Source organism: Streptomyces flavofungini (assembly GCF_030388665.1).
In the GTDB taxonomy this organism is placed as follows: Bacteria; Actinomycetota; Actinomycetes; order Streptomycetales; family Streptomycetaceae; genus Streptomyces; species Streptomyces flavofungini_A.
The window spans coordinates 2,332,412-2,350,732 of the sequence record NZ_CP128846.1 but is presented as its reverse complement, the minus strand read 5'-3'; the positions used below and the strand labels follow the sequence as shown (position 1 = coordinate 2,350,732).

The window sequence follows — 18,321 nt, the reverse complement described above, 5'->3', positions numbered from 1 at the left end:
CGTCGTCACCACGATCGCGGTCTTTGCGCTGGTGGCACTCGTCGCCAAGGGGGTGGCGAAGCTGTGACCGCCGAAAACATCGTCGGCCTCGTCGTGGCCGTCGCCCTGCTGGGCTATCTCGTCCTCGCCCTTGTGTTCCCGGAGAGGTTCTGAGTCAAGAAATGAGTCCCGTCCTCGCTGGTGTGCTCCAGCTGCTCGCGCTCGTCGCCGCACTGGCCCTCGCATACCGTCCCCTCGGCGACTACATGGCCGGCGTCTACTCCTCCGACAAGCACCTGCGCGTCGAGAAGTGGATCTACAAGGGCATCGGTGCCAACCCGAACACCGAAATGCGCTGGCCCGCCTATCTGCGCGGCGTTCTGGCCTTCTCCGCGATCAGCGTGCTGTTCCTGTATCTGCTGCAGCGGCTCCAGGGCTCGCTGCCGGGTTCGCTCGGTTTCCAGGCCATCGACCCGGACCAGGCGTTCAACACGGCGGCCTCGTTCGTGGCGAACACCAACTGGCAGTCGTACTCCGGCGAGCAGGCCATGGGCCACGTCGTGCAGACCGGCGGCCTCGCGGTGCAGAACTTCGTCTCGGCCGCCGTCGGCATCGCCGTGGCCGTGGCGCTGGTGCGCGGCTTCGCGCGCTCGCGTACCGGCGAGCTGGGCAACTTCTGGGCCGACCTGGTCCGGGGCGTCGTCCGCGTCCTCATCCCGATCTCCGTCATCGGCGCGCTCGTCCTGGTCGCCTGCGGCGCGATCCAGAACTTCTCCGGGATCCACGGCGTCGGCCAGTTCATGGGCGGCGAGCAGCAGTGGAACGGCGGCGCGGTCGCCTCGCAGGAGGCCATCAAGGAGCTGGGCACCAACGGTGGCGGTTACTTCAACGCCAACTCCGCCCACCCCTTCGAGAACCCGAACCCGATCTCGAACCTCTTCGAGATCTTCCTGATCCTGGTCATCCCGTTCGCCCTGACCCGGACCTTCGGCAAGATGGTCGGCTCGGTCAAGCAGGGCTACGCGATCCTCGCCACGATGGCGACGATCTGGCTCGGGTTCATCGCCCTGATGATGTGGACCGAGTTCCACCACGGCGGCCCGGCCTTCGACCTCGCGGGCGGCGCCATGGAGGGCAAGGAGACCCGCTTCGGCATCGGCGGTTCGGCGATCTTCTCGGTCTCCACGACGCTCACCTCGACCGGCGCGGTGAACTCCTTCCACTCCTCCAACACCGGCTTCGGCGGCGGCATCAACCTCCTGGGCATGCAGCTCGGCGAGATCGCGCCCGGTGGTGTCGGCTCCGGCCTCTACGGCATGCTCATCATGGCGATCATCGCGGTCTTCATCGCGGGCCTCATGGTCGGCCGTACGCCCGAGTACCTGGGCAAGAAGATCGGCACCCGTGAGATCAAGCTCGCGGCCTGCTACATCCTCATCACGCCCGCGCTCGTCCTCGGCTTCACCGGCGCCTCGATGGCGATGGACACGCCGAAGAACTCGATGACCAACAGCGGTGCCCACGGATTCTCCGAGATCCTGTACGCCTTCACCTCCGGCGCCAACAACAACGGCTCGGCCTTCGCGGGCCTGAACGCGGACACGCAGTGGTTCAACACCACGATCGGTCTCGCGATGCTCCTCGGCCGCTTCCTGCCGATGGTCTTCGTCCTGGCACTGGCCGGTTCGCTGGCCGAGCAGAAGCCGATCCCGAAGACGGCCGGGACTCTGCGCACCGAGAAGCCGCTGTTCACGGGCCTTCTGGTCGGCACCATCATGATCATTACCGGTCTGACGTACTTCCCGGCGCTCGCGCTCGGGCCGCTCGCTGAGGGTCTCGCGTCATGACCACCGACATCAAGCAAGAGGAGCCCGGCTCCATGACGACAGCCACACCCACGCGTGCGCCGCACCAGGACGTGCCGACCGGCCACAAGCCGGACGGCGGCAAGGTCGGCAGCGGGCTCTTCGACCCGGCTCAGCTGCTCAAGTCCTTCCCGGACGCCATCCGCAAGCTCGACCCGCGGGTGATGGTCAAGTCCCCCGTGATGTTCGTGGTGCTCATCGGCTCGGTGCTGACCACCGTGCTCGCGGCCAAGGACCCGGGCGACTGGTTCGGCTGGGCGATCGCCGCGTGGCTGTGGCTGACCACGATCTTCGCGAACCTCGCGGAGGCCGTGGCCGAGGGCCGCGGCAAGGCCCAGGCCGACACCCTGCGCAAGGCCAAGACGGACACCGTCGCGCGTCGCCTCTCGGCGGACGGCGGGTCCGGCAAGAAGGAAGAGCAGGTGCCCGGCACCGAGCTCAAGATCGGTGACCTGGTCGTCTGCGAGGCCGGCGACGTCATCCCCGGCGACGGCGACGTCGTCGAGGGCGTGGCCAGCGTCGACGAGTCGGCGATCACCGGTGAGTCGGCTCCGGTCATCCGTGAGTCCGGCGGCGACCGCTCGGCCGTCACCGGCGGTACGAAGGTCCTCTCCGACCGCGTGGTCATCAAGATCACGACGAAGCCCGGCGAGACCTTCATCGACCGGATGATCAACCTGGTCGAGGGCGCCGCCCGGCAGAAGACGCCCAACGAGATCGCGCTGAACATCCTGCTCGCCTCGCTGACCATCGTCTTCCTGCTCGCGGTCGTCACGCTGCAGCCGTTCGCGGTGTACGCGGGCGCCGAGCAGTCCATGATCGTGCTCGCCGCGCTCCTGGTCTGCCTGATCCCGACGACCATCGGCGCGCTGCTCTCCGCCATCGGCATCGCGGGCATGGACCGCCTGGTGCAGCGCAACGTCCTCGCGATGTCCGGCCGCGCGGTGGAAGCCGCCGGTGACGTCTCCACGCTGCTGCTCGACAAGACCGGCACCATCACCCTCGGCAACCGCCAGGCCGCCGAGTTCGTGCCGGTGCGGGGCACCACCGAGGCCGAGGTGGCGGACGCCGCCCAGCTCTCCTCGCTGGCCGACGAGACGCCCGAGGGCCGCTCCATCGTCGTGCTCGCCAAGGAGAAGTACGGCCTGCGCGAGCGCCACCAGGGCGAGCTGGTGGACGCCGAGTGGATCGCCTTCACCGCCCAGACCCGGATGTCGGGTGTGGATGTGGACGGCCGCAAGGTCCGCAAGGGCGCGACCGGCTCGGTCGTCGCCTGGGTCGAGGAGCGTGGCGGCACCGTCACGCCCGAGGCCCAGGAGCTCACCGACACGATCTCGCAGGCGGGCGGCACGCCGCTGCTCGTCGCCCTGGAGGACACCGACGGCGCTCGCGTCCTCGGCGTCATCCACCTCAAGGACGTCGTCAAGGAGGGCATGCGGGAGCGGTTCGACGAGCTGCGCCGCATGGGCATCAAGACCGTCATGATCACGGGTGACAACCCGCTGACGGCCAAGGCGATCGCCGACGAGGCGGGCGTGGACGACTTCCTCGCGGAGGCCACGCCCGAGGACAAGATGGCGCTCATCAAGCGCGAGCAGGCCGGCGGCAAGCTGGTCGCGATGACGGGTGACGGCACCAACGACGCCCCCGCGCTCGCGCAGGCCGATGTCGGCGTGGCCATGAACACCGGTACCTCGGCCGCCAAGGAGGCCGGGAACATGGTGGACCTGGACTCCAACCCGACCAAGCTCATCGAGATCGTGGAGATCGGCAAGCAGTTGCTGATCACCCGGGGCGCCCTGACGACCTTCTCGATCGCCAACGACGTCGCGAAGTACTTCGCGATCATCCCGGCGATGTTCGCGGTGGTCTACCCGGGCCTGGACAAGCTCAACGTCATGGACCTGTCCAGCCCCAAGTCCGCGATCCTGTCGGCCGTCATCTTCAACGCGCTGATCATCGTGGCCCTCGTACCGCTGGCCCTGAAGGGCGTGCGGTACCGGCCGATGAGCGCGGACCGGATGCTGCGGCGCAACCTGGGGATCTACGGCCTGGGCGGGCTCGTCGCCCCGTTCATCGGCATCAAGATCATCGACGTGCTCATCTCCCTCATCCCGGGCATTGGGTGACCTGAAATGAACAACTCCGTAGGAAACACCGCCCGGTTGCTCGGCGCCGGACTGCGCGCCCTGCTCGTCCTGACCGTCATCTGCGGCGTGATCTACCCGCTCGCCGTGACCGGCGTCGCCCAGGCCCTGTTCCCCGGCAAGGCCAACGGCTCCGAGATCGAGGACGGCGGCAAGGTCGTCGGCTCCGAGCTGATCGGGCAGCGCTACGACCTGCCCCTGAAGAAGGGGCAGGAGACCCCGGAGCCGGACCTGAAGTGGTTCCAGCCCCGGCCGTCCAACGGGCTCGGCGAGAACAGCGTGAACACGCGGTACAAGCTGATCCTCTCCGGCGCCACCAACCTCTCCGGCGACTCCGGGTCCCTGAAGGAGGGCGGCAAGAAGGACGGCAAGGAGGTCTGCGACCCCAAGGCCGAGGAGGGCCTTTGCGCCCAGGTCCGCGCCGCCAGGGACGCCGTCATCAAGGACAACGAGACGGCCGACTTCAAGGTCAGGCCCTCGGACATCCCGGCGGAGGCCGTGACGTCCTCGGGCTCGGGCCTGGACCCGCACATCTCCCCGGAGTACGCCGACCTCCAGGCCCACCGCGTCGCGGAGAAGAACGGTCTGGACGTCAAGCGGGTGGAGAAGCTGGTCGACGACCACACCGACGGGCGGATCCTCGGCTTCATGGGCGAGCCGCGCGTCAACGTCCTCAAGCTCAACATCGCGTTGAAGCACCTGGTGGCGGAGAAGGGCTGACCTCCCCGAGCGCCTTCAGGCCCTCCGTGGTCCGGTTCGCCGGCCCGCGGGGGGCCTTCTTCACGCCCTCTGCGCGCCCGCTTTCCCGCCTGATTCCCGCCTTCTTCACGCCTTGACGGAAGTCAGGTCCGTACCTATGGTCACCGTTCAACACGCGTGTTCAGAAAGGCACTTGAGGTTCACATACACGAACGGATGGCCTCTTCATGGCGCCCACCCCCACACCCGTACGCCACCGCCGCAGACCACGCCCCGCCCTCCTCGCGACCGCCGCCACCGCTGCGGCCGCCCTCGCCGCCACCCTCCTCGCCTGGCCCGGCACCGACCGCGCGGACGCGGCCCCCGCCACCTTCGCGCACCCCGGAGTGACCGTCTCCAAGAGCCAGTTGGACTTCGCCCGCGAGAAGGTGAACGCGGGCGCCCAGCCCTGGAAGGGCGCCTACGACCAGATGATGGGGAGCAAGTACGCCTCCCTCTCGCGCACCCCCAAGCCCCGTGCGATCGTCGAGTGCGGCTCGTACTCCAACCCCAACCACGGCTGCACCGACGAGCGCGAGGACGCGATAGCCGCGTACACCACCGCGCTCGCCTGGTACCTCGCCCGCGACGAGCGGTACGCGAAGAAGTCGATCCAGCTGATGGACGCCTGGTCCGGCACCATCAAGGACCACACCAACAGCAACGCCCCGCTCCAGACCGGCTGGGCGGGATCCTCCTGGCCCAAGGCCGCGGAGCTCATCAAGCACACCTACCCGGGCACCTGGGCGAACTCCGGGCGCTTCGCGACCATGCTGCGCACCGTCTACCTCCCGAAGGTCATCAACGGCTCGAACTCCAACGGCAACTGGGAGCTGTCGATGATGGAGGCCGCCGTCGGCATCTCCGTCTTCCTGGAGGACAAGGCGTCGTACGACAAGGCCATGGCGAAGTTCCGCACGCGCACCGCCGCGTACGTCTATCTGACCTCGGACGGCGCGCTGCCCAAGACCGTGCCGAGCCAGAACCTCGACACCCGCGACAAGATCGTCAAGTACTGGCAGGGCCAGGGCACCTTCGTGAACGGGCTCACCCAGGAGACCTGCCGCGACTTCACGCACACGGGGTACGGCATCTCCGCGATCTCGCACATCGCCGAGACCAGCCGCATCCAGGGCCAGGACCTGTACGGCACGGACGTCGGCGAGCGGCTGCGGCACGCGCTCGGCTTCCAGGCCAAGTACGAGCTCGGTGAGGCGCCGCCGAGCTGGCTGTGCAAGGGCTCCGTCGAGCGCGGCCTCGGGCCGGTCACGGAGGTCGGCTACAACGCCCTGCACAACCGCCTCGGCGTGCCGATGGACAACACTCGGCGGCTCACCGAGCAGAAGCGCCCGGCGGGATCCAACAACCTCTTCGTCGCCTGGGAGACCCTGACGCACGGGGACAACCCGCGCTGACCCGGCTCTCGGACCGCACCGGGGCCGCTCCGCCGTGGCGGAGCGGCCCCTCCGTCCGCCAAGGCCGAAAACCGTGTGTCCTGTCCCACAGGGGACGCAATAGGACGCAAGAGACGGCATCAGGGTTGCGTCAAGGAGCCCCAGGAAGGTCGGCCTCATCCCCTTTGCCGTAATTGTTGGCCGTAAGGTCGACGCTGCGTACACAGCAGTTTCAGGAAGACAATGGGGCCATGGCACGCGGCAAGCTACGGATATACCTCGGTGCGGCACCGGGTGTCGGCAAGACGTACGCCATGCTGTCCGAGGCGCACCGTCGCATCGAGCGCGGCACCGACTGCGTCGTGGCCTTCGTGGAGCACCACAACCGTCCCCGCACGGAAGTGATGCTGCACGGCCTGGAACAGGTCGCCCGCAAGGACCTGGAGTACCGCGGCTCGCGGTTCACCGAGATGGACGTCGACGCCGTGCTGCGGCGCGCGCCCGCCGTCGCGCTCGTCGACGAGCTGCCGCACACCAACGTGCCGGGCTCGCGCAACGCCAAGCGCTGGCAGGACGTCGAGGAACTGCTCGAAGCGGGCATCGACGTCATATCCACCGTGAACATCCAGCACCTGGAGTCGCTGGGCGACGTGGTCGAGTCGATCACCGGTGTCCGCCAGCGCGAGACGGTGCCGGACGAGGTGGTGCGCCGGGCGGACCAGATCGAGCTGGTCGACATGTCGCCCCAGGCGCTGCGCCGCCGGATGGCGCACGGCAACATCTACAAGGCCGACAAGGTCGACGCGGCCCTGTCCAACTACTTCCGCCCCGGGAACCTCACCGCCCTGCGCGAGCTGGCGCTGCTGTGGGTGGCCGACCGGGTCGACGAGTACCTCCAGCAGTACCGGGGCGAGCACAACATCCGCTCCACCTGGCAGGCCCGGGAACGCATCGTCGTCGGCCTCACCGGCGGACCCGAGGGCCGCACCCTCATCCGCCGCGCCGCCCGCATGGCCGCCAAGGGCTCCGGCAGCGAGATCCTCGCCGTCTACATCGCCCGCAGCGACGGCCTCACCGCCGCATCGCCCAAGGAACTCGCCGTCCAGCGCACCCTCGTGGAGGACCTCGGCGGAACCTTCCATCACGTCATCGGCGACGACATCCCGGCGGCGCTCCTCGAGTTCGCGCGCGGCGTCAACGCCACCCAGATCGTCCTCGGCTCCTCGCGCCGCAAGGCCTGGCAGTACGTCTTCGGGCCCGGCGTCGGCGCCACCGTCGCCCGCGAGTCCGGGCCCGACCTCGACGTCCACATCGTCACGCACGGTGAGGTGGCCAAGGGGCGCGGGCTGCCCGTGGCGCGCGGCGCCCGGCTCGGCCGCTCCCGGATCATCTGGGGCTGGCTCGTCGGCATCGTCGGCCCCGTGCTCCTGACGCTGCTGCTCACCAACATCGACGCGGACCTCGGTCTCGCCAACGACATGCTGCTGTTCCTGACGCTCACGGTGGCGGCGGCCCTGCTCGGCGGCATGCTCCCGGCGCTCGCGTCCGCGGCGGTCGGATCGCTGCTGCTCAACTACTACTTCACACCTCCGCTGCACCTGTGGACGATCTCCGACAACAAGAACATCGTGGCGATCGCGGTCTTCGTGGCGGTGGCGGTGTCCGTGGCGTCGGTCGTGGACCTGGCGGCCCGCCGCACCCACCAGGCGGCCCGGCTGCGCGCCGAGTCGGAGATCCTCTCCCACCTCGCGGGCAGCGTGCTGCGCGGCGAGAACAGCCTCGAATCGCTACTGGAGACGGTGCGCGAGACCTTCGCCATGGAGTCCGTGGCGCTCCTGGAGCGCGAGAGCGACGTGACGCCGTGGACCTGCGCGGGCAGCGTCGGCGCCCGCGCCCACGTCGGCCGCCCCGAGGACGCCGAGGTGGACGTGCCCGTCGGTGACCACATGGCGCTCGCCCTGAGCGGCCGTGTCCTGCCCGCCGAGGACCGCCGCGTCCTCGCCGCGTTCGCCGCGCAGGCCGCCGTGGTCCTGGACCGCCAGCGCCTGCAGTCCGAGGCCGACCAGGCCCGCACGCTCGCCGAGGGCAACCGCATCCGCACCGCCCTGCTCGCCGCCGTCAGCCACGACCTGCGCACCCCCCTCGCCGGCATCAAGGCCGCCGTGACCTCGCTGCGCTCGGAGGACGTGGAGTGGTCCGAGGAGGACCAGGCCGAGCTGCTCGCGGGCATCGAGGCGGGCGCCGACCGCCTCGACCACCTCGTCGGGAACCTCCTGGACATGTCCCGCCTGCAGACCGGCACGGTCGCCCCGCTGATCCGCGAGATCGACCTCGACGAGGTGGTCCCGATGGCCCTCGGCGGCGTCCCCGACGGCAGCGTCGTCCTGGACATCCCCGAGGACCTGCCGATGGTCGCCGTCGACAAGGGCCTCCTGGAGCGCGCGGTCGCCAACATCGTGGAGAACGCCGTCAAGTACGCGCCCGAGGAGGAACCCGTGTTCGTCTCGGCGAGCGCCCTCGGCGACCGCGTCGAACTGCGGGTCGTCGACCGGGGGCCCGGCGTCCCCGATGACGCCAAGGACCGCATCTTCGAGCCGTTCCAGCGCTACGGTGACGCTCCACGAGGAAGCGGCGTCGGCCTCGGCCTCGCGGTCGCCCGCGGCTTCGTGGAATCCATGGGGGGAACCCTCAACGCGGAGGACACTCCTGGCGGCGGCCTCACGATGGTGCTCACGCTGAAGGCGGCGGCCGGACGACCGCCCGTCGTACCGGACCTCTCCGCCCAGATGACCTCGTGACCGCCACCGAACGCCCCGTACGTGGCACCGAAAGCCGCGTCAGCGGCGCTGACAAGCCCGAAAGGCAGGTAGGAATGACCCGGGTGCTCGTGGTCGACGACGAGCCGCAGATCGTACGCGCCCTCGTGATCAATCTGAAGGCACGCAAGTACGAGGTGGACGCGGCACCGGACGGCGCCACCGCCCTCCAGCTCGCCGCCGCCCGCCACCCCGATGTGATCGTGCTCGACCTCGGTCTGCCCGACATGGACGGCGTGGAGGTCATCAAGGGGCTGCGCGGCTGGACGCGCGTGCCCATCCTGGTCCTCTCGGCCCGGCACAGCTCGGACGAGAAGGTCGAGGCCCTGGACGCCGGCGCCGACGACTACGTGACCAAGCCCTTCGGCATGGACGAGCTCCTGGCCCGGCTGCGCGCCGCCGTCCGCCGCGCGGAGCCCACCGGTGCCGGTGAGGACGACGTGATGGTCGACACCGAGGACTTCACCGTCGACCTGGCCGCGAAGAAGGTCAACCGCGACGGCCGCGACGTACGCCTGACCCCCACGGAGTGGCACCTCCTGGAGGTCCTGGTGCGCAACGCGGGCCGTCTCGTCAGCCAGAAGCAGCTCCTGCAGGAGGTGTGGGGCCCCTCGTACGGCACGGAGACGAACTACCTCCGCGTCTACATGGCCCAGCTGCGCCGCAAGCTGGAGGCGGACCCGGCGCACCCGCGGCACTTCATCACGGAGCCCGGGATGGGATACCGGTTCGAGCGGTAGCGAGACCGGGGGACGCCGGGACGCGGCGGGGGAGGGGTGGCCGGGTTTCGCCGTCCGGAGGCTTGGCACCCGTCCCGAGCGGGCATCAGCACAGGTGAGCGCACCCATTGCGGGGGCGCTGGTGACCACCGGTACGCTTCGGGTATGAGTGCTGTTCCTGGTTCTGCCCCTGGATCCGGCAAGCCGGCAGGCCGCTTCCGGCGCATGCTCGACCGGCTGTCGTCCTCCCAGGAGGACCTGGAGTCGCAGGAGCTGCGCGAGGACACCGAGACGGCCGGCTGTACGCGCATCGGTGACTGCCACGACCGCCAGATAGTCACCGTTACTGGTACGTTGCGCACGGTCACCCTGCGGCCCCGCGCCGGCGTCCCCGCCCTGGAGGCGGAGCTGTTCGACGGCTCCGCCGCGCTCGACGTGGTGTGGCTCGGCCGGCGCTCCATCGTGGGGATCGAGCCGGGGCGGCGCCTGATCGCGTCGGGGCGGATCTCCATAGACCGCGGCCGCAGAGTGCTCTTCAACCCCAAGTACGAACTCAGACCGCTCGGACGGGAGTAACCGGTGACGTCAGTCGACAAGCCGACCGACCAGGCCGTGGGCGACCGCCCGCAGGACGCGGAGGCCGCGCGCGCGGTCCAGGACGCCGAGACCAGGGCGCTCACGCAGGCCGCGCTGTTCGACGCCTTCGGCGGCATCCGCGGCACGGTCGAGACGATGGTGCCGGGCCTGCTGTTCGTGCTCATCTACACGATCAACAAGGACCTGCACCTGTCCGCCATCGCGGCCCTCGCCGTGGCGCTGGTCCTGGTCGTGGTCCGCCTGGTCCGCCGGGACACCGTCAAGCACGCCTTCAGCGGTGTCTTCGGCGTCGCGTTCGGCGTGGCCTTCGCCATGTTCACGGGCAACGCCAAGGACTTCTACCTGCCCGGCATGATCTACGGCACCGGGCTCGGTGCGGCCTTCTTCCTCTCCGCGCTCGTCGGCTACCCGCTGCTCGGGCTGCTGCTCGGCCCTGTCTTCCGCGAGAACCTGTCCTGGCGCACCCGCAACCCGGGCCGCAAGAAGGCGTACACGAAGGCGTCGCTGGCCTGGGGCCTGATCTTCCTCGCCAAGTACGCCATCCTCTTCCCGCTGTACTGGTGGGCGGACACCGAGCAGCTCGGCTGGGTCCTGATCGCCCTCAAGCTGCCGCCGATGGTCCTCGCCGTCTACTTCACCTGGGTGTTCCTGGCCAAGGCGCCGCCGCCGATCGATGTCTTCGCGGAGATGGAGGCGGAGGAGAAGGCCGAGGCGGAGCGGAAGGCCGCGGAGCGGCAGCGGCAGGCCTAGGGCCTTCGCGGGGCGCCCCAGTCCCGCCCCTTCTCCGATCCCGGGGCTTCGCCCCTGGACCCCAGGGGGTGGTTGTCCCCTTCCGGTGAGACGGCTCCCGCCGATCGGCGCTTCGCGCCCTGTCCTCAATCGCCGGACAGGCTCTTTCCCACCCACCTGCCCCGGCACTATCCAGCCCGTCCGGCGTTTGAGGACGAGGCGCGAAGCGCCGATCGGCGGTCACGCAAGTGGGGGCGCCCGGAAAGTTCCGGGCGCCCCCCACCTGCGTAGAGCCCAGGGGCTAGACGTCGCGGCGGACCGACAGCAGGTCCTCCAACTGCTCCTCCCGCGCCTGCGCGGCGACAAAGAGCAGCTCGTCCCCCGCTTCGAGCGAGTCGTCCGGTGTCGGCGCGAGCACGCGCGTACCGCGGATGATGGTGACCAGCGAGGTGTCCTCGGGCCACTGGACGTCGCCGACGCGGGTGCCCGCGAGGGCGGACTCCGGCGGCAGCGTCAGCTCGACGAGGTTCGCGTCGCCGTGGCTGAAGCGCAGCAGCCGGACGAGATCGCCGACGCTCACCGCCTCCTCGACGAGCGCGGACATCAGCCGCGGCGTGGACACGGCGACGTCGACGCCCCAGGACTCGTTGAAGAGCCACTCGTTCTTGGGGTTGTTGACGCGCGCGACGACCCGCGGGACGCCGTACTCGGTCTTGGCGAGCAGCGAGACGACGAGGTTGACCTTGTCGTCGCCGGTCGCGGCGATGACGACGTTGCAGCGCTGCAGCGCCGCCTCGTCCAGGGAGGTGATCTCGCAGGCGTCGGCGAGCAGCCACTCGGCCTGCGGGACGCGCTCGACGGAGATGGCCGTCGGCGCCTTGTCGACGAGCAGGACCTCGTGCCCGTTCTCCAGGAGCTCACCGGCGATGGAACGGCCCACCGCACCCGCTCCGGCAATGGCGACCCTCATCAGTGACCGCCTTCCTCGGGGCCTTCGGCGAACGCCGCCTCGACCTTCTCCACCTCGTCGGTGCGCATCATCACGTGCACCAGATCACCTTCTTGCAGCACCGTCTGCGACGTCGGCAGGACCGCCTCGCCGAGCCGGGTGAGGAAGGCCACGCGCACGCCGGTCTCCTCCTGCAGCTGGCTGATCTTGTGCCCGATCCAGGCGGCCGACGCGTGCACCTCGGCGAGCTGCACGCCGCCGGTGGGATCGCGCCACAGCGGCTCCGCGCCGGACGGCAGGAGCCGGCGCAGCATCTGGTCGGCGGTCCAGCGGACCGTGGCGACCGTGGGGATGCCCAGGCGCTGGTAGACCTCGGCGCGACGCGGGTCGTAGATGCGGGCCGCGACGTTCTCGATGCCGAACATCTCGCGTGCCACGCGGGCGGCGATGATGTTGGAGTTGTCGCCGCTGGAGACGGCGGCGAAGGCACCGGCGTCCTCGATGCCGGCCTCGCGCAGGGTGTCCTGGTCGAAGCCGACGCCGGTCACACGGCGACCGCCGAAGCCGGAACCCAGACGGCGGAATGCGGTGGGGTCCTGGTCGACGACGGCGACCGTGTGCCCCTGCTGTTCCAGGGTCTGCGCGAGAGCGGAACCGACTCTCCCGCAGCCCATGATGACGATGTGCACGTCGTTACCCCGCGCTCCTCATGGCCCTCGTGACCTGCGTAAATGCCCTACTCATGACTCTCGCCCTCGAATGTTCCCCGGGAATGCTCGAGTCCACGGTAACGGCTTCCTCACCCGGGTCGGATCCCGCGGGACGGTCAAGGGCCGGCAGGGGGCTCACTCGACGGCGCGCAGCATGCTCTCCATGGACTGGACCCGGACGTTCAGCTCGGTGAGTCGGGTCCGTATGGCTTCCTGCTGGGCCGCCACCGAGTCCCGCGCCTTGCGGTAGTCCTCCGTCTCCTGCGCGTACTCGATGTCGCGCTCGCGGCTGCGCCGCGTCCGGAACTCGGCCACCGCCATGATTGCGCCGGCAAGGACCAGGAAGAGAGCGATCGGGACGATCGCGTCGCTCATCTGGGAGTCCTCTTTGGTGAGTGCTTTCCGGCTTCACCCGTCCCGTCCGGTGGAGCGTCCGCCCCGTCGAGGCGGGCGGCCGCGAGAGTCGTATCGACGTTCAACTGCACGTCAAAGGTCGCGAGTTCGAAGCGCTTGAGGGCCCTGCCGTCGTCCGAGAGCTCCAGCCTGCCGATCACGAGACCGGCCTTCCCCAGACGTTCCGGATGCATGGACGGCAGGGGCCGGGGCACACCGAGGCGCCGGGCGAGTTCGCTCACGTACACGGGGCCCTCGCCCCCGCCCGCAAGCGCCCCGTCCTCACCCTGTGCCTGTCCGTCCTCGTGCTGCTCGGCCTCGCCGCCCCCGCCGTGACCATGAAGCTCAAGGACCCGGCCCGGGACAGCTTCTCCCGCGAGATCCCCGCCCTGCGGGGCCACGACCGGATGCTCGCCGCCTTCCCCTTCCCCGACTTCCCCGACCTGCGCATCCGCTACCAGGCCGTGGTCACCGTGCGGGCCCTCGACCGCATCCGCGACGACTACCTGCCCGCGACCGTCGGCGAGCTCGACGGCGTCGAGGCCGCCGTCAGCGGCGACGTGCCCCGCGGCGTGGACTACGTCGGCCACCAGAACGAGAAGCTGCCCCTGGTCCTCGGACTGCGGCTCCTGGTGACGTTCGCGATGACGGTGCACGCCTTCCGGTCCGTCGTCCTCGGACTGTTCGGCTTCGGCCTGAACCCGCTGTCCGCCGCGTCCGCGGTCGGGCTCCTGGTGCTCGTCCTCCAGGGGGAGTGGGCCGAGGACCTGCTGTCCTTCGTCTCCCTGCACGGCATCTCCTCGCGCGTGCCGCTGTTCCTCTTCGTGATCCTCTTCGGGCTCTCGATGGACCACCAGGTGTTCGTGGTCAGCCGGATCCGCGAGGCCGCCCTGAACGGGGCGCCCACCCGGCAGGCCGTGATCGACGGGATCGCGGCGTCCGCCAAGGCCGTCACCAGCGCGGCCATCGTCATGGTCACCGTCTTCGCCAGCTTCGTGATGCTGCACATCCTGGAGATGAAGCAGATGGGCTTCGTCCTCGCGGTGGCCGTCCTGCTCGACGCGTTCGTGATCCGCGTCATGATCCTGCCGGCGGCGCTGCTGCTGCTCGGCCGGGCGACGTGGTGGCCATCGAAGGCGGTGCGGCGGGCCGAGGAGCGACTGACCCGGGGGTACGCGGCCCCGGCCGACGCGAGCGCGCAGCCGCCGCCGGCGGGGCCGGGGACGGCCCGCGAGGGGTGAGCGGAGGAGCGGCGCGCAGCCGTGACCGCTGAGTGGGTGGGTCGGTCGGTGCGATCACACCGACCGACCCACCCACTCGCCTTTTGAACATCTCTTTAAACTTCCGGCCAGAAGCCCTTGACAGGTCCGGGGTACTGGGTGGGCGGCACGCTGACGGAGCGCTTACGATCCTCTGCGTGTCCAAACTGACCGACGTGCCCAAACGGATCCTCATCGGGCGCGCACTGCGCAGCGACCGGCTCGGAGAAACGCTCCTGCCGAAGCGCATCGCCCTCCCCGTGTTCGCGTCCGACCCGCTGTCCTCCGTCGCGTACGCGCCCGGCGAGGTGCTGCTCGTCCTGTCCGTCGCGGGCGTGTCGGCCTACCACTTCAGCCCCTGGATCGCCGTCGCGGTCGTCGTGCTGATGTTCACGGTCGTCGCCTCGTACCGCCAGAACGTGCACGCGTACCCGAGCGGCGGCGGTGACTACGAGGTCGCCACCACCAACCTCGGGCCCAAGGCCGGACTGACCGTCGCGAGCGCGCTGCTCGTCGACTACGTCCTGACCGTGGCCGTGTCGATCTCCTCGGGCATCGAGAACCTGGGCTCGGCGGTCCCGTTCGTCGTGGAGCACAAGGTGCTCTGCGCGGTCGGCGTCATCGTGCTCCTGACCCTCATGAACCTGCGCGGCGTGAAGGAGTCGGGCAAGCTCTTCGCGATCCCGACGTACGTCTTCGTGACGGGCGTCTTCATCATGATCGCGTGGGGCGCCTACCGTGGCCTGGTCCTCGACGACACCATGAAGGCCCCGACCGCCGACTTCGAGATCAAGGCCGAGCACGAGGGCCTCGCCGGCTTCGCCATGGTCTTCCTGCTCCTGCGGGCCTTCTCCTCCGGCTGTGCCGCGCTCACCGGCGTCGAGGCGATCAGCAACGGCGTGCCCGCCTTCCGCAAGCCGAAGTCGAAGAACGCCGCGACGACGCTCGCGCTCATGGGCGCCCTCGCCGTCACCATGTTCTGCGGCATCATCGGCCTCGCCATGGCGACCGACGTCAAGATGGCCGAGAAGCCCGCCAAGGACCTCCTGGAGAACGGCGTCCCGCTCGGCGGCGACTACGTCCAGAACCCGGTGATCTCCCAGGTCGCCGAGGCGGTCTTCGGCGACGGCAGCTTCCTCTTCATCGTCCTGGCCGCGGCTACCGCCCTCGTCCTCTTCCTCGCCGCGAACACCGCGTACAACGGTTTCCCGCTGCTCGGCTCGATCCTCGCGCAGGACCGCTACCTGCCGCGCCAGCTGCACACCCGCGGCGACCGCCTCGCCTTCTCCAACGGCATCGTGCTGCTCGCGGGCGCCGCGGCCATGCTCGTCTGGATCTACGGCGCGGACTCCACCCGGCTGATCCAGCTCTACATCGTCGGCGTCTTCGTCTCCTTCACGCTCAGCCAGATCGGCATGGTCCGGCACTGGAACCGCCACCTGGCCACCGAGCGCGACCCGGGCAAGCGCCGCCACATGATCCGCTCCCGGGCGATCAACACCTTCGGCGCCTTCTTCACCGGCCTGGTCCTGATCGTCGTACTCGTCACGAAGTTCACGCACGGCGCGTGGGTGGCGCTGCTCGGCATGGTCATCTTCTACGCGACGATGACCGCGATCCGCCGCCACTACGACCGCGTCGCCCACGAGATCGCGGCCGCCGAGGGCCCCTCCGACGACAGCGTCCGCCCCTCCCGCGTCCACTCCATCGTCCTCGTCTCCAAGATCCACAAGCCGACGCTGCGGGCCCTCGCGTTCGCCAAGCTGATGCGGACGGACACCCTGGAGGCGCTGAGCGTCAACGTCGACCCGGCCGAGACCAAGACCCTGCGCGAGGAGTGGGAGCGGCGCAGCATCAGCGTGCCCCTGAAGGTCCTCGACTCGCCCTACCGCGAGGTCACCCGCCCGGTCATCGAGTACGTGAAGTCCCTGCGCCGGGAGAGCCCGCGCGACGCGGTCAGCGTGATCATCCCCGAGTACGTGGTGGGCCACTGGTACGAGCACCTGCTCCACAACCAGAGCGCCCTTCGCCTCAAGGGCCGCCTGCTCTTCACACCCGGCGTGATGGTCACCTCCGTCCCCTACCAGCTCGAGTCCTCCGAGGCCGCGAAGCGGCGGGCGCGCAGGCGCCAGGAGTGGAACGCGCCGGGGTCGGTGCGGCGGGGGCCGGTGGAGAAGCGGACGAGGGAGACGAGCAAGAAGGGGTGAGGGTCCGCCGGGCACGGCCCGGCGGACCGGCCGCCCTCCCGGGCAGGCCGGGCGAGGGCTGTGCGGCCCTCCCCGGCTGGTGAGCGGCCCGGACAGATCCACGTAGACTGGTGGGCTGTCGTCCGGCCGTCCGCACCACTCGAAGTTCTCCATATTCTTGATGGCCTCGACGGTCTCGACTTTCTTGATGGTCTCGATGCCGTCGAGGCCGTCGACCCCTGTCCTTCCTTACCTCTTACGTTGTGGAGTCACCCCGCCATGCAGGCTGAACCGAAGAACTCACTGGTGGGCGAGGAGTACGAGGTCGAGGTCGGGCCGGTCGCGCACGGCGGGCACTGCGTCGCCCGTACGGCCGAGGGCCAGGTGCTGTTCGTACGGCACGCGCTGCCCGGCGAGAAGGTCGTCGCGCGCGTGACCGAGGGCGAGGAGGGCGCGCGCTTCCTGCGCGCGGACGCCGTGACCGTGGTGGAAGCCTCCAAGGACCGGGTCGAGGCCCCCTGCCCCTACGCGGGCCCCGGCGCCTGCGGCGGCTGCGACTGGCAGCACGCGAAGCCGGGCGCGCAGCGCCGCCTCAAGGGCGAGGTGATCGCCGAGCAGCTGAAGCGGCTGGCCGGGCTCACGCCCGAGGAGGCGGGCTGGGACGGCACGGTGATGCCGGCCGACGGCGACAAGCTCCCTGCCGGGGAGGTCCCGGCGTGGCGCACCCGCGTCCAGTACGCGGTCGACCCCGACACCGGCCGGGCCGGCCTGCGCCGCCACCGCTCGCACGAGGTGGAGCCGGTCGACCATTGCATGATCGCGGCCGAGGGCGTCAGTGAACTGGGCATCGAGCGGCGGGACTGGCCCGGCATGGCCTCGGTCGAGGCGATCGCGGCGACGGGTTCGCAGGACCGCCAGGTGATCCTGACCCCGCGCCCCGGCGCCCGCCTGCCCCTGGTCGAACTCGACAAGCCGGTCTCGGTCCTGCGCGTCGAGGAGAAGGACGGCGGCGTGCACCGCGTCCACGGCCGCCCCTTCGTCCGCGAACGCGCCGATGGCCGTACGTACCGCGTGGGCAACGGCGGCTTCTGGCAGGTCCACCCCAAGGCGGCGGACACGCTGGTGACCGCGGTCATGCAGGGCCTCTTCCCGCGCAAGGGCGAGACGGCGCTCGACCTCTACTGCGGCGTGGGCCTGTTCGCCGGCGCCATCGCCGACCGGGTGGGCGACGAGGGCGCCGTCCTCGGCATCGAGTCCGGCAAACGCGCCGTCGAGGACGCCCGCCACAACCTCGCCTCCTTCGACCGCGTCCGCATCGAACAGGGCAAGGTCGAATCGGTCCTCCCGCGCACCGGCATCACCGAGGTCGACATCATCGTCCTCGACCCGCCCCGGGCGGGAGCGGGCAAGGCGACGGTCCGGCACCTGGCGGGGCTGGGGGCGCGGCGGATCGCCTACGTGGCCTGCGATCCGGCTGCGCTGGCACGGGACTTGGGGTATTTCCGGGAGGGCGGGTACAGGGTGCGGATGCTGCGGGCGTTCGATCTTTTTCCGATGACTCATCATGTGGAGTGCGTGGCGATTCTGGAGCCAGCGGCTAAGGGGGCCTGACCTGCAGGTTCGTCTCCCGGGCGCTTCCCTCGACCTGTTTCCCTCTGCGCAACCCATCGAGCAGGGAACCATCCGCTTTGGGTCTCTGAGCTGCAGTCTGAGGCATGGAGGTGTCCGGCCGTGTCGTGCTCCCGACGTTGTCTTGGCACGATTGACGCTCAGACGACGCTCGTGATGAAACTTCGTCATGGCTTCCGTGAGCAGTGCTGATTTCCCGCGGCCTGCCTGA

The 18,321-nt window shown here is 69.8% G+C and carries 15 protein-coding genes and 1 pseudogene; 12 read left to right on the top strand and 4 right to left on the bottom strand.

Going from position 1 to position 18,321, the window contains the following annotated elements:
• Positions 1-63: 63 nt before the first annotated feature.
• From kdpF to QUY26_RS09055, 9 genes are all read left to right on the top strand, one after another.
• Complete coding sequence (gene kdpF, locus QUY26_RS09095; protein WP_033264828.1) at positions 64-153, top strand: K(+)-transporting ATPase subunit F; 90 nt, start codon at positions 64-66, stop codon at positions 151-153.
• A gap of 8 nt (positions 154-161) precedes the next feature.
• The gene (kdpA, locus tag QUY26_RS09090; RefSeq protein ID WP_289944853.1) at positions 162-1,826 is read left to right on the top strand and encodes a potassium-transporting ATPase subunit KdpA; all 1,665 of its coding nucleotides are present in this window, start codon (positions 162-164) and stop codon (positions 1,824-1,826) included.
• Entirely contained in the window at positions 1,823-3,973 is a 2,151-nt protein-coding gene (gene kdpB, locus QUY26_RS09085) for a potassium-transporting ATPase subunit KdpB (protein WP_289944851.1), read from the top strand. Before kdpA ends, kdpB begins: the two co-directional genes overlap by 4 nt.
• A 6-nt stretch (positions 3,974-3,979) precedes the next feature.
• Positions 3,980-4,711 carry a potassium-transporting ATPase subunit C gene (locus tag QUY26_RS09080; RefSeq protein WP_289944849.1) on the top strand — a complete coding sequence of 244 codons (732 nt, stop codon included), beginning with the start codon at positions 3,980-3,982 and terminating at the stop codon, positions 4,709-4,711.
• Between the two features lie 206 nt (positions 4,712-4,917).
• Positions 4,918-6,144, top strand: a complete 1,227-nt coding sequence (locus QUY26_RS09075; RefSeq protein WP_289944847.1) for an alginate lyase family protein — start codon at positions 4,918-4,920, stop codon at positions 6,142-6,144.
• Positions 6,145-6,374: 230 nt separating this feature from the next.
• Positions 6,375-8,921: a sensor histidine kinase gene (locus QUY26_RS09070; protein WP_289944845.1), complete on the top strand. Its 2,547-nt coding sequence runs from the start codon at positions 6,375-6,377 to the stop codon at positions 8,919-8,921.
• Between the two features lie 74 nt (positions 8,922-8,995).
• Positions 8,996-9,679 carry a response regulator gene (locus QUY26_RS09065; RefSeq protein ID WP_030357315.1) on the top strand — a complete coding sequence of 228 codons (684 nt, stop codon included), beginning with the start codon at positions 8,996-8,998 and terminating at the stop codon, positions 9,677-9,679.
• Between the two features lie 144 nt (positions 9,680-9,823).
• Entirely contained in the window at positions 9,824-10,234 is a 411-nt protein-coding gene (locus QUY26_RS09060) for an OB-fold nucleic acid binding domain-containing protein (protein ID WP_289944842.1), read from the top strand.
• Positions 10,235-10,237: 3 nt separating this feature from the next.
• The gene (locus QUY26_RS09055) at positions 10,238-11,005 is read left to right on the top strand and encodes a DUF3159 domain-containing protein (RefSeq protein WP_289944841.1); all 768 of its coding nucleotides are present in this window, start codon (positions 10,238-10,240) and stop codon (positions 11,003-11,005) included.
• A 280-nt stretch (positions 11,006-11,285) separates the two neighbouring features.
• Here QUY26_RS09055 and QUY26_RS09050 read toward each other — a convergent pair whose 3' ends face one another.
• The 4 genes from QUY26_RS09050 to QUY26_RS09035 form a co-directional block, all read right to left on the bottom strand.
• Complete coding sequence (locus QUY26_RS09050; RefSeq protein WP_030357312.1) at positions 11,286-11,954, bottom strand: potassium channel family protein; 669 nt, start codon at positions 11,952-11,954, stop codon at positions 11,286-11,288.
• Positions 11,954-12,622 (bottom strand): potassium channel family protein, encoded by a 669-nt coding sequence (locus QUY26_RS09045; protein WP_030357311.1) that lies wholly within the window; start codon positions 12,620-12,622, stop codon positions 11,954-11,956. Before QUY26_RS09045 ends, QUY26_RS09050 begins: the two co-directional genes overlap by 1 nt.
• Positions 12,623-12,778: 156 nt before the next feature.
• Entirely contained in the window at positions 12,779-13,018 is a 240-nt protein-coding gene (locus QUY26_RS09040) for a hypothetical protein (protein WP_289944835.1), read from the bottom strand.
• On the bottom strand, positions 13,015-13,197 hold the full coding sequence (locus tag QUY26_RS09035) for a hypothetical protein (protein WP_289944833.1): 183 nt from the start codon (positions 13,195-13,197) through the stop codon (positions 13,015-13,017). Before QUY26_RS09035 ends, QUY26_RS09040 begins: the two co-directional genes overlap by 4 nt.
• A gap of 93 nt (positions 13,198-13,290) precedes the next feature.
• On the opposite strand from QUY26_RS09035, the pseudogene QUY26_RS09030 reads away from it, so the two are divergent.
• The 3 genes and pseudogenes from QUY26_RS09030 to QUY26_RS09020 all read left to right on the top strand — a co-directional run.
• A pseudogene (locus QUY26_RS09030) lies at positions 13,291-14,277 on the top strand (MMPL family transporter); the annotation flags it as partial.
• Positions 14,278-14,453: 176 nt separating this feature from the next.
• Positions 14,454-16,502, top strand: coding sequence for an APC family permease (locus QUY26_RS09025; RefSeq protein WP_289944832.1), 2,049 nt, complete (start codon positions 14,454-14,456; stop codon positions 16,500-16,502).
• Between the two features lie 258 nt (positions 16,503-16,760).
• Positions 16,761-18,092, top strand: a complete 1,332-nt coding sequence (locus QUY26_RS09020; protein ID WP_289944831.1) for a class I SAM-dependent RNA methyltransferase — start codon at positions 16,761-16,763, stop codon at positions 18,090-18,092.
• The last annotated feature ends 229 nt before the right edge of the window (positions 18,093-18,321 follow it).

What these genes read in the sequence shown, in the direction of transcription:
- kdpA (WP_289944853.1), top strand. Translation starts at nt 162, where the DNA reads ATGAGTCCCGTCCTCGCTGGTGTGCTCCAGCTGCTCGCGCTCGTCGCC.
- kdpB (WP_289944851.1), top strand. Translation starts at nt 1,823, where the DNA reads ATGACCACCGACATCAAGCAAGAGGAGCCCGGCTCCATGACGACAGCC.
- QUY26_RS09080 (WP_289944849.1), top strand. Translation starts at nt 3,980, where the DNA reads ATGAACAACTCCGTAGGAAACACCGCCCGGTTGCTCGGCGCCGGACTG.
- QUY26_RS09075 (WP_289944847.1), top strand. Translation starts at nt 4,918, where the DNA reads ATGGCGCCCACCCCCACACCCGTACGCCACCGCCGCAGACCACGCCCC.
- QUY26_RS09070 (WP_289944845.1), top strand. Translation starts at nt 6,375, where the DNA reads ATGGCACGCGGCAAGCTACGGATATACCTCGGTGCGGCACCGGGTGTC.
- QUY26_RS09065 (WP_030357315.1), top strand. Translation starts at nt 8,996, where the DNA reads ATGACCCGGGTGCTCGTGGTCGACGACGAGCCGCAGATCGTACGCGCC.
- QUY26_RS09060 (WP_289944842.1), top strand. Translation starts at nt 9,824, where the DNA reads ATGAGTGCTGTTCCTGGTTCTGCCCCTGGATCCGGCAAGCCGGCAGGC.
- QUY26_RS09050 (WP_030357312.1), bottom strand. Translation starts at nt 11,954, where the DNA reads ATGAGGGTCGCCATTGCCGGAGCGGGTGCGGTGGGCCGTTCCATCGCC.
- QUY26_RS09040 (WP_289944835.1), bottom strand. Translation starts at nt 13,018, where the DNA reads ATGAGCGACGCGATCGTCCCGATCGCTCTCTTCCTGGTCCTTGCCGGC.
- QUY26_RS09020 (WP_289944831.1), top strand. Translation starts at nt 16,761, where the DNA reads ATGCAGGCTGAACCGAAGAACTCACTGGTGGGCGAGGAGTACGAGGTC.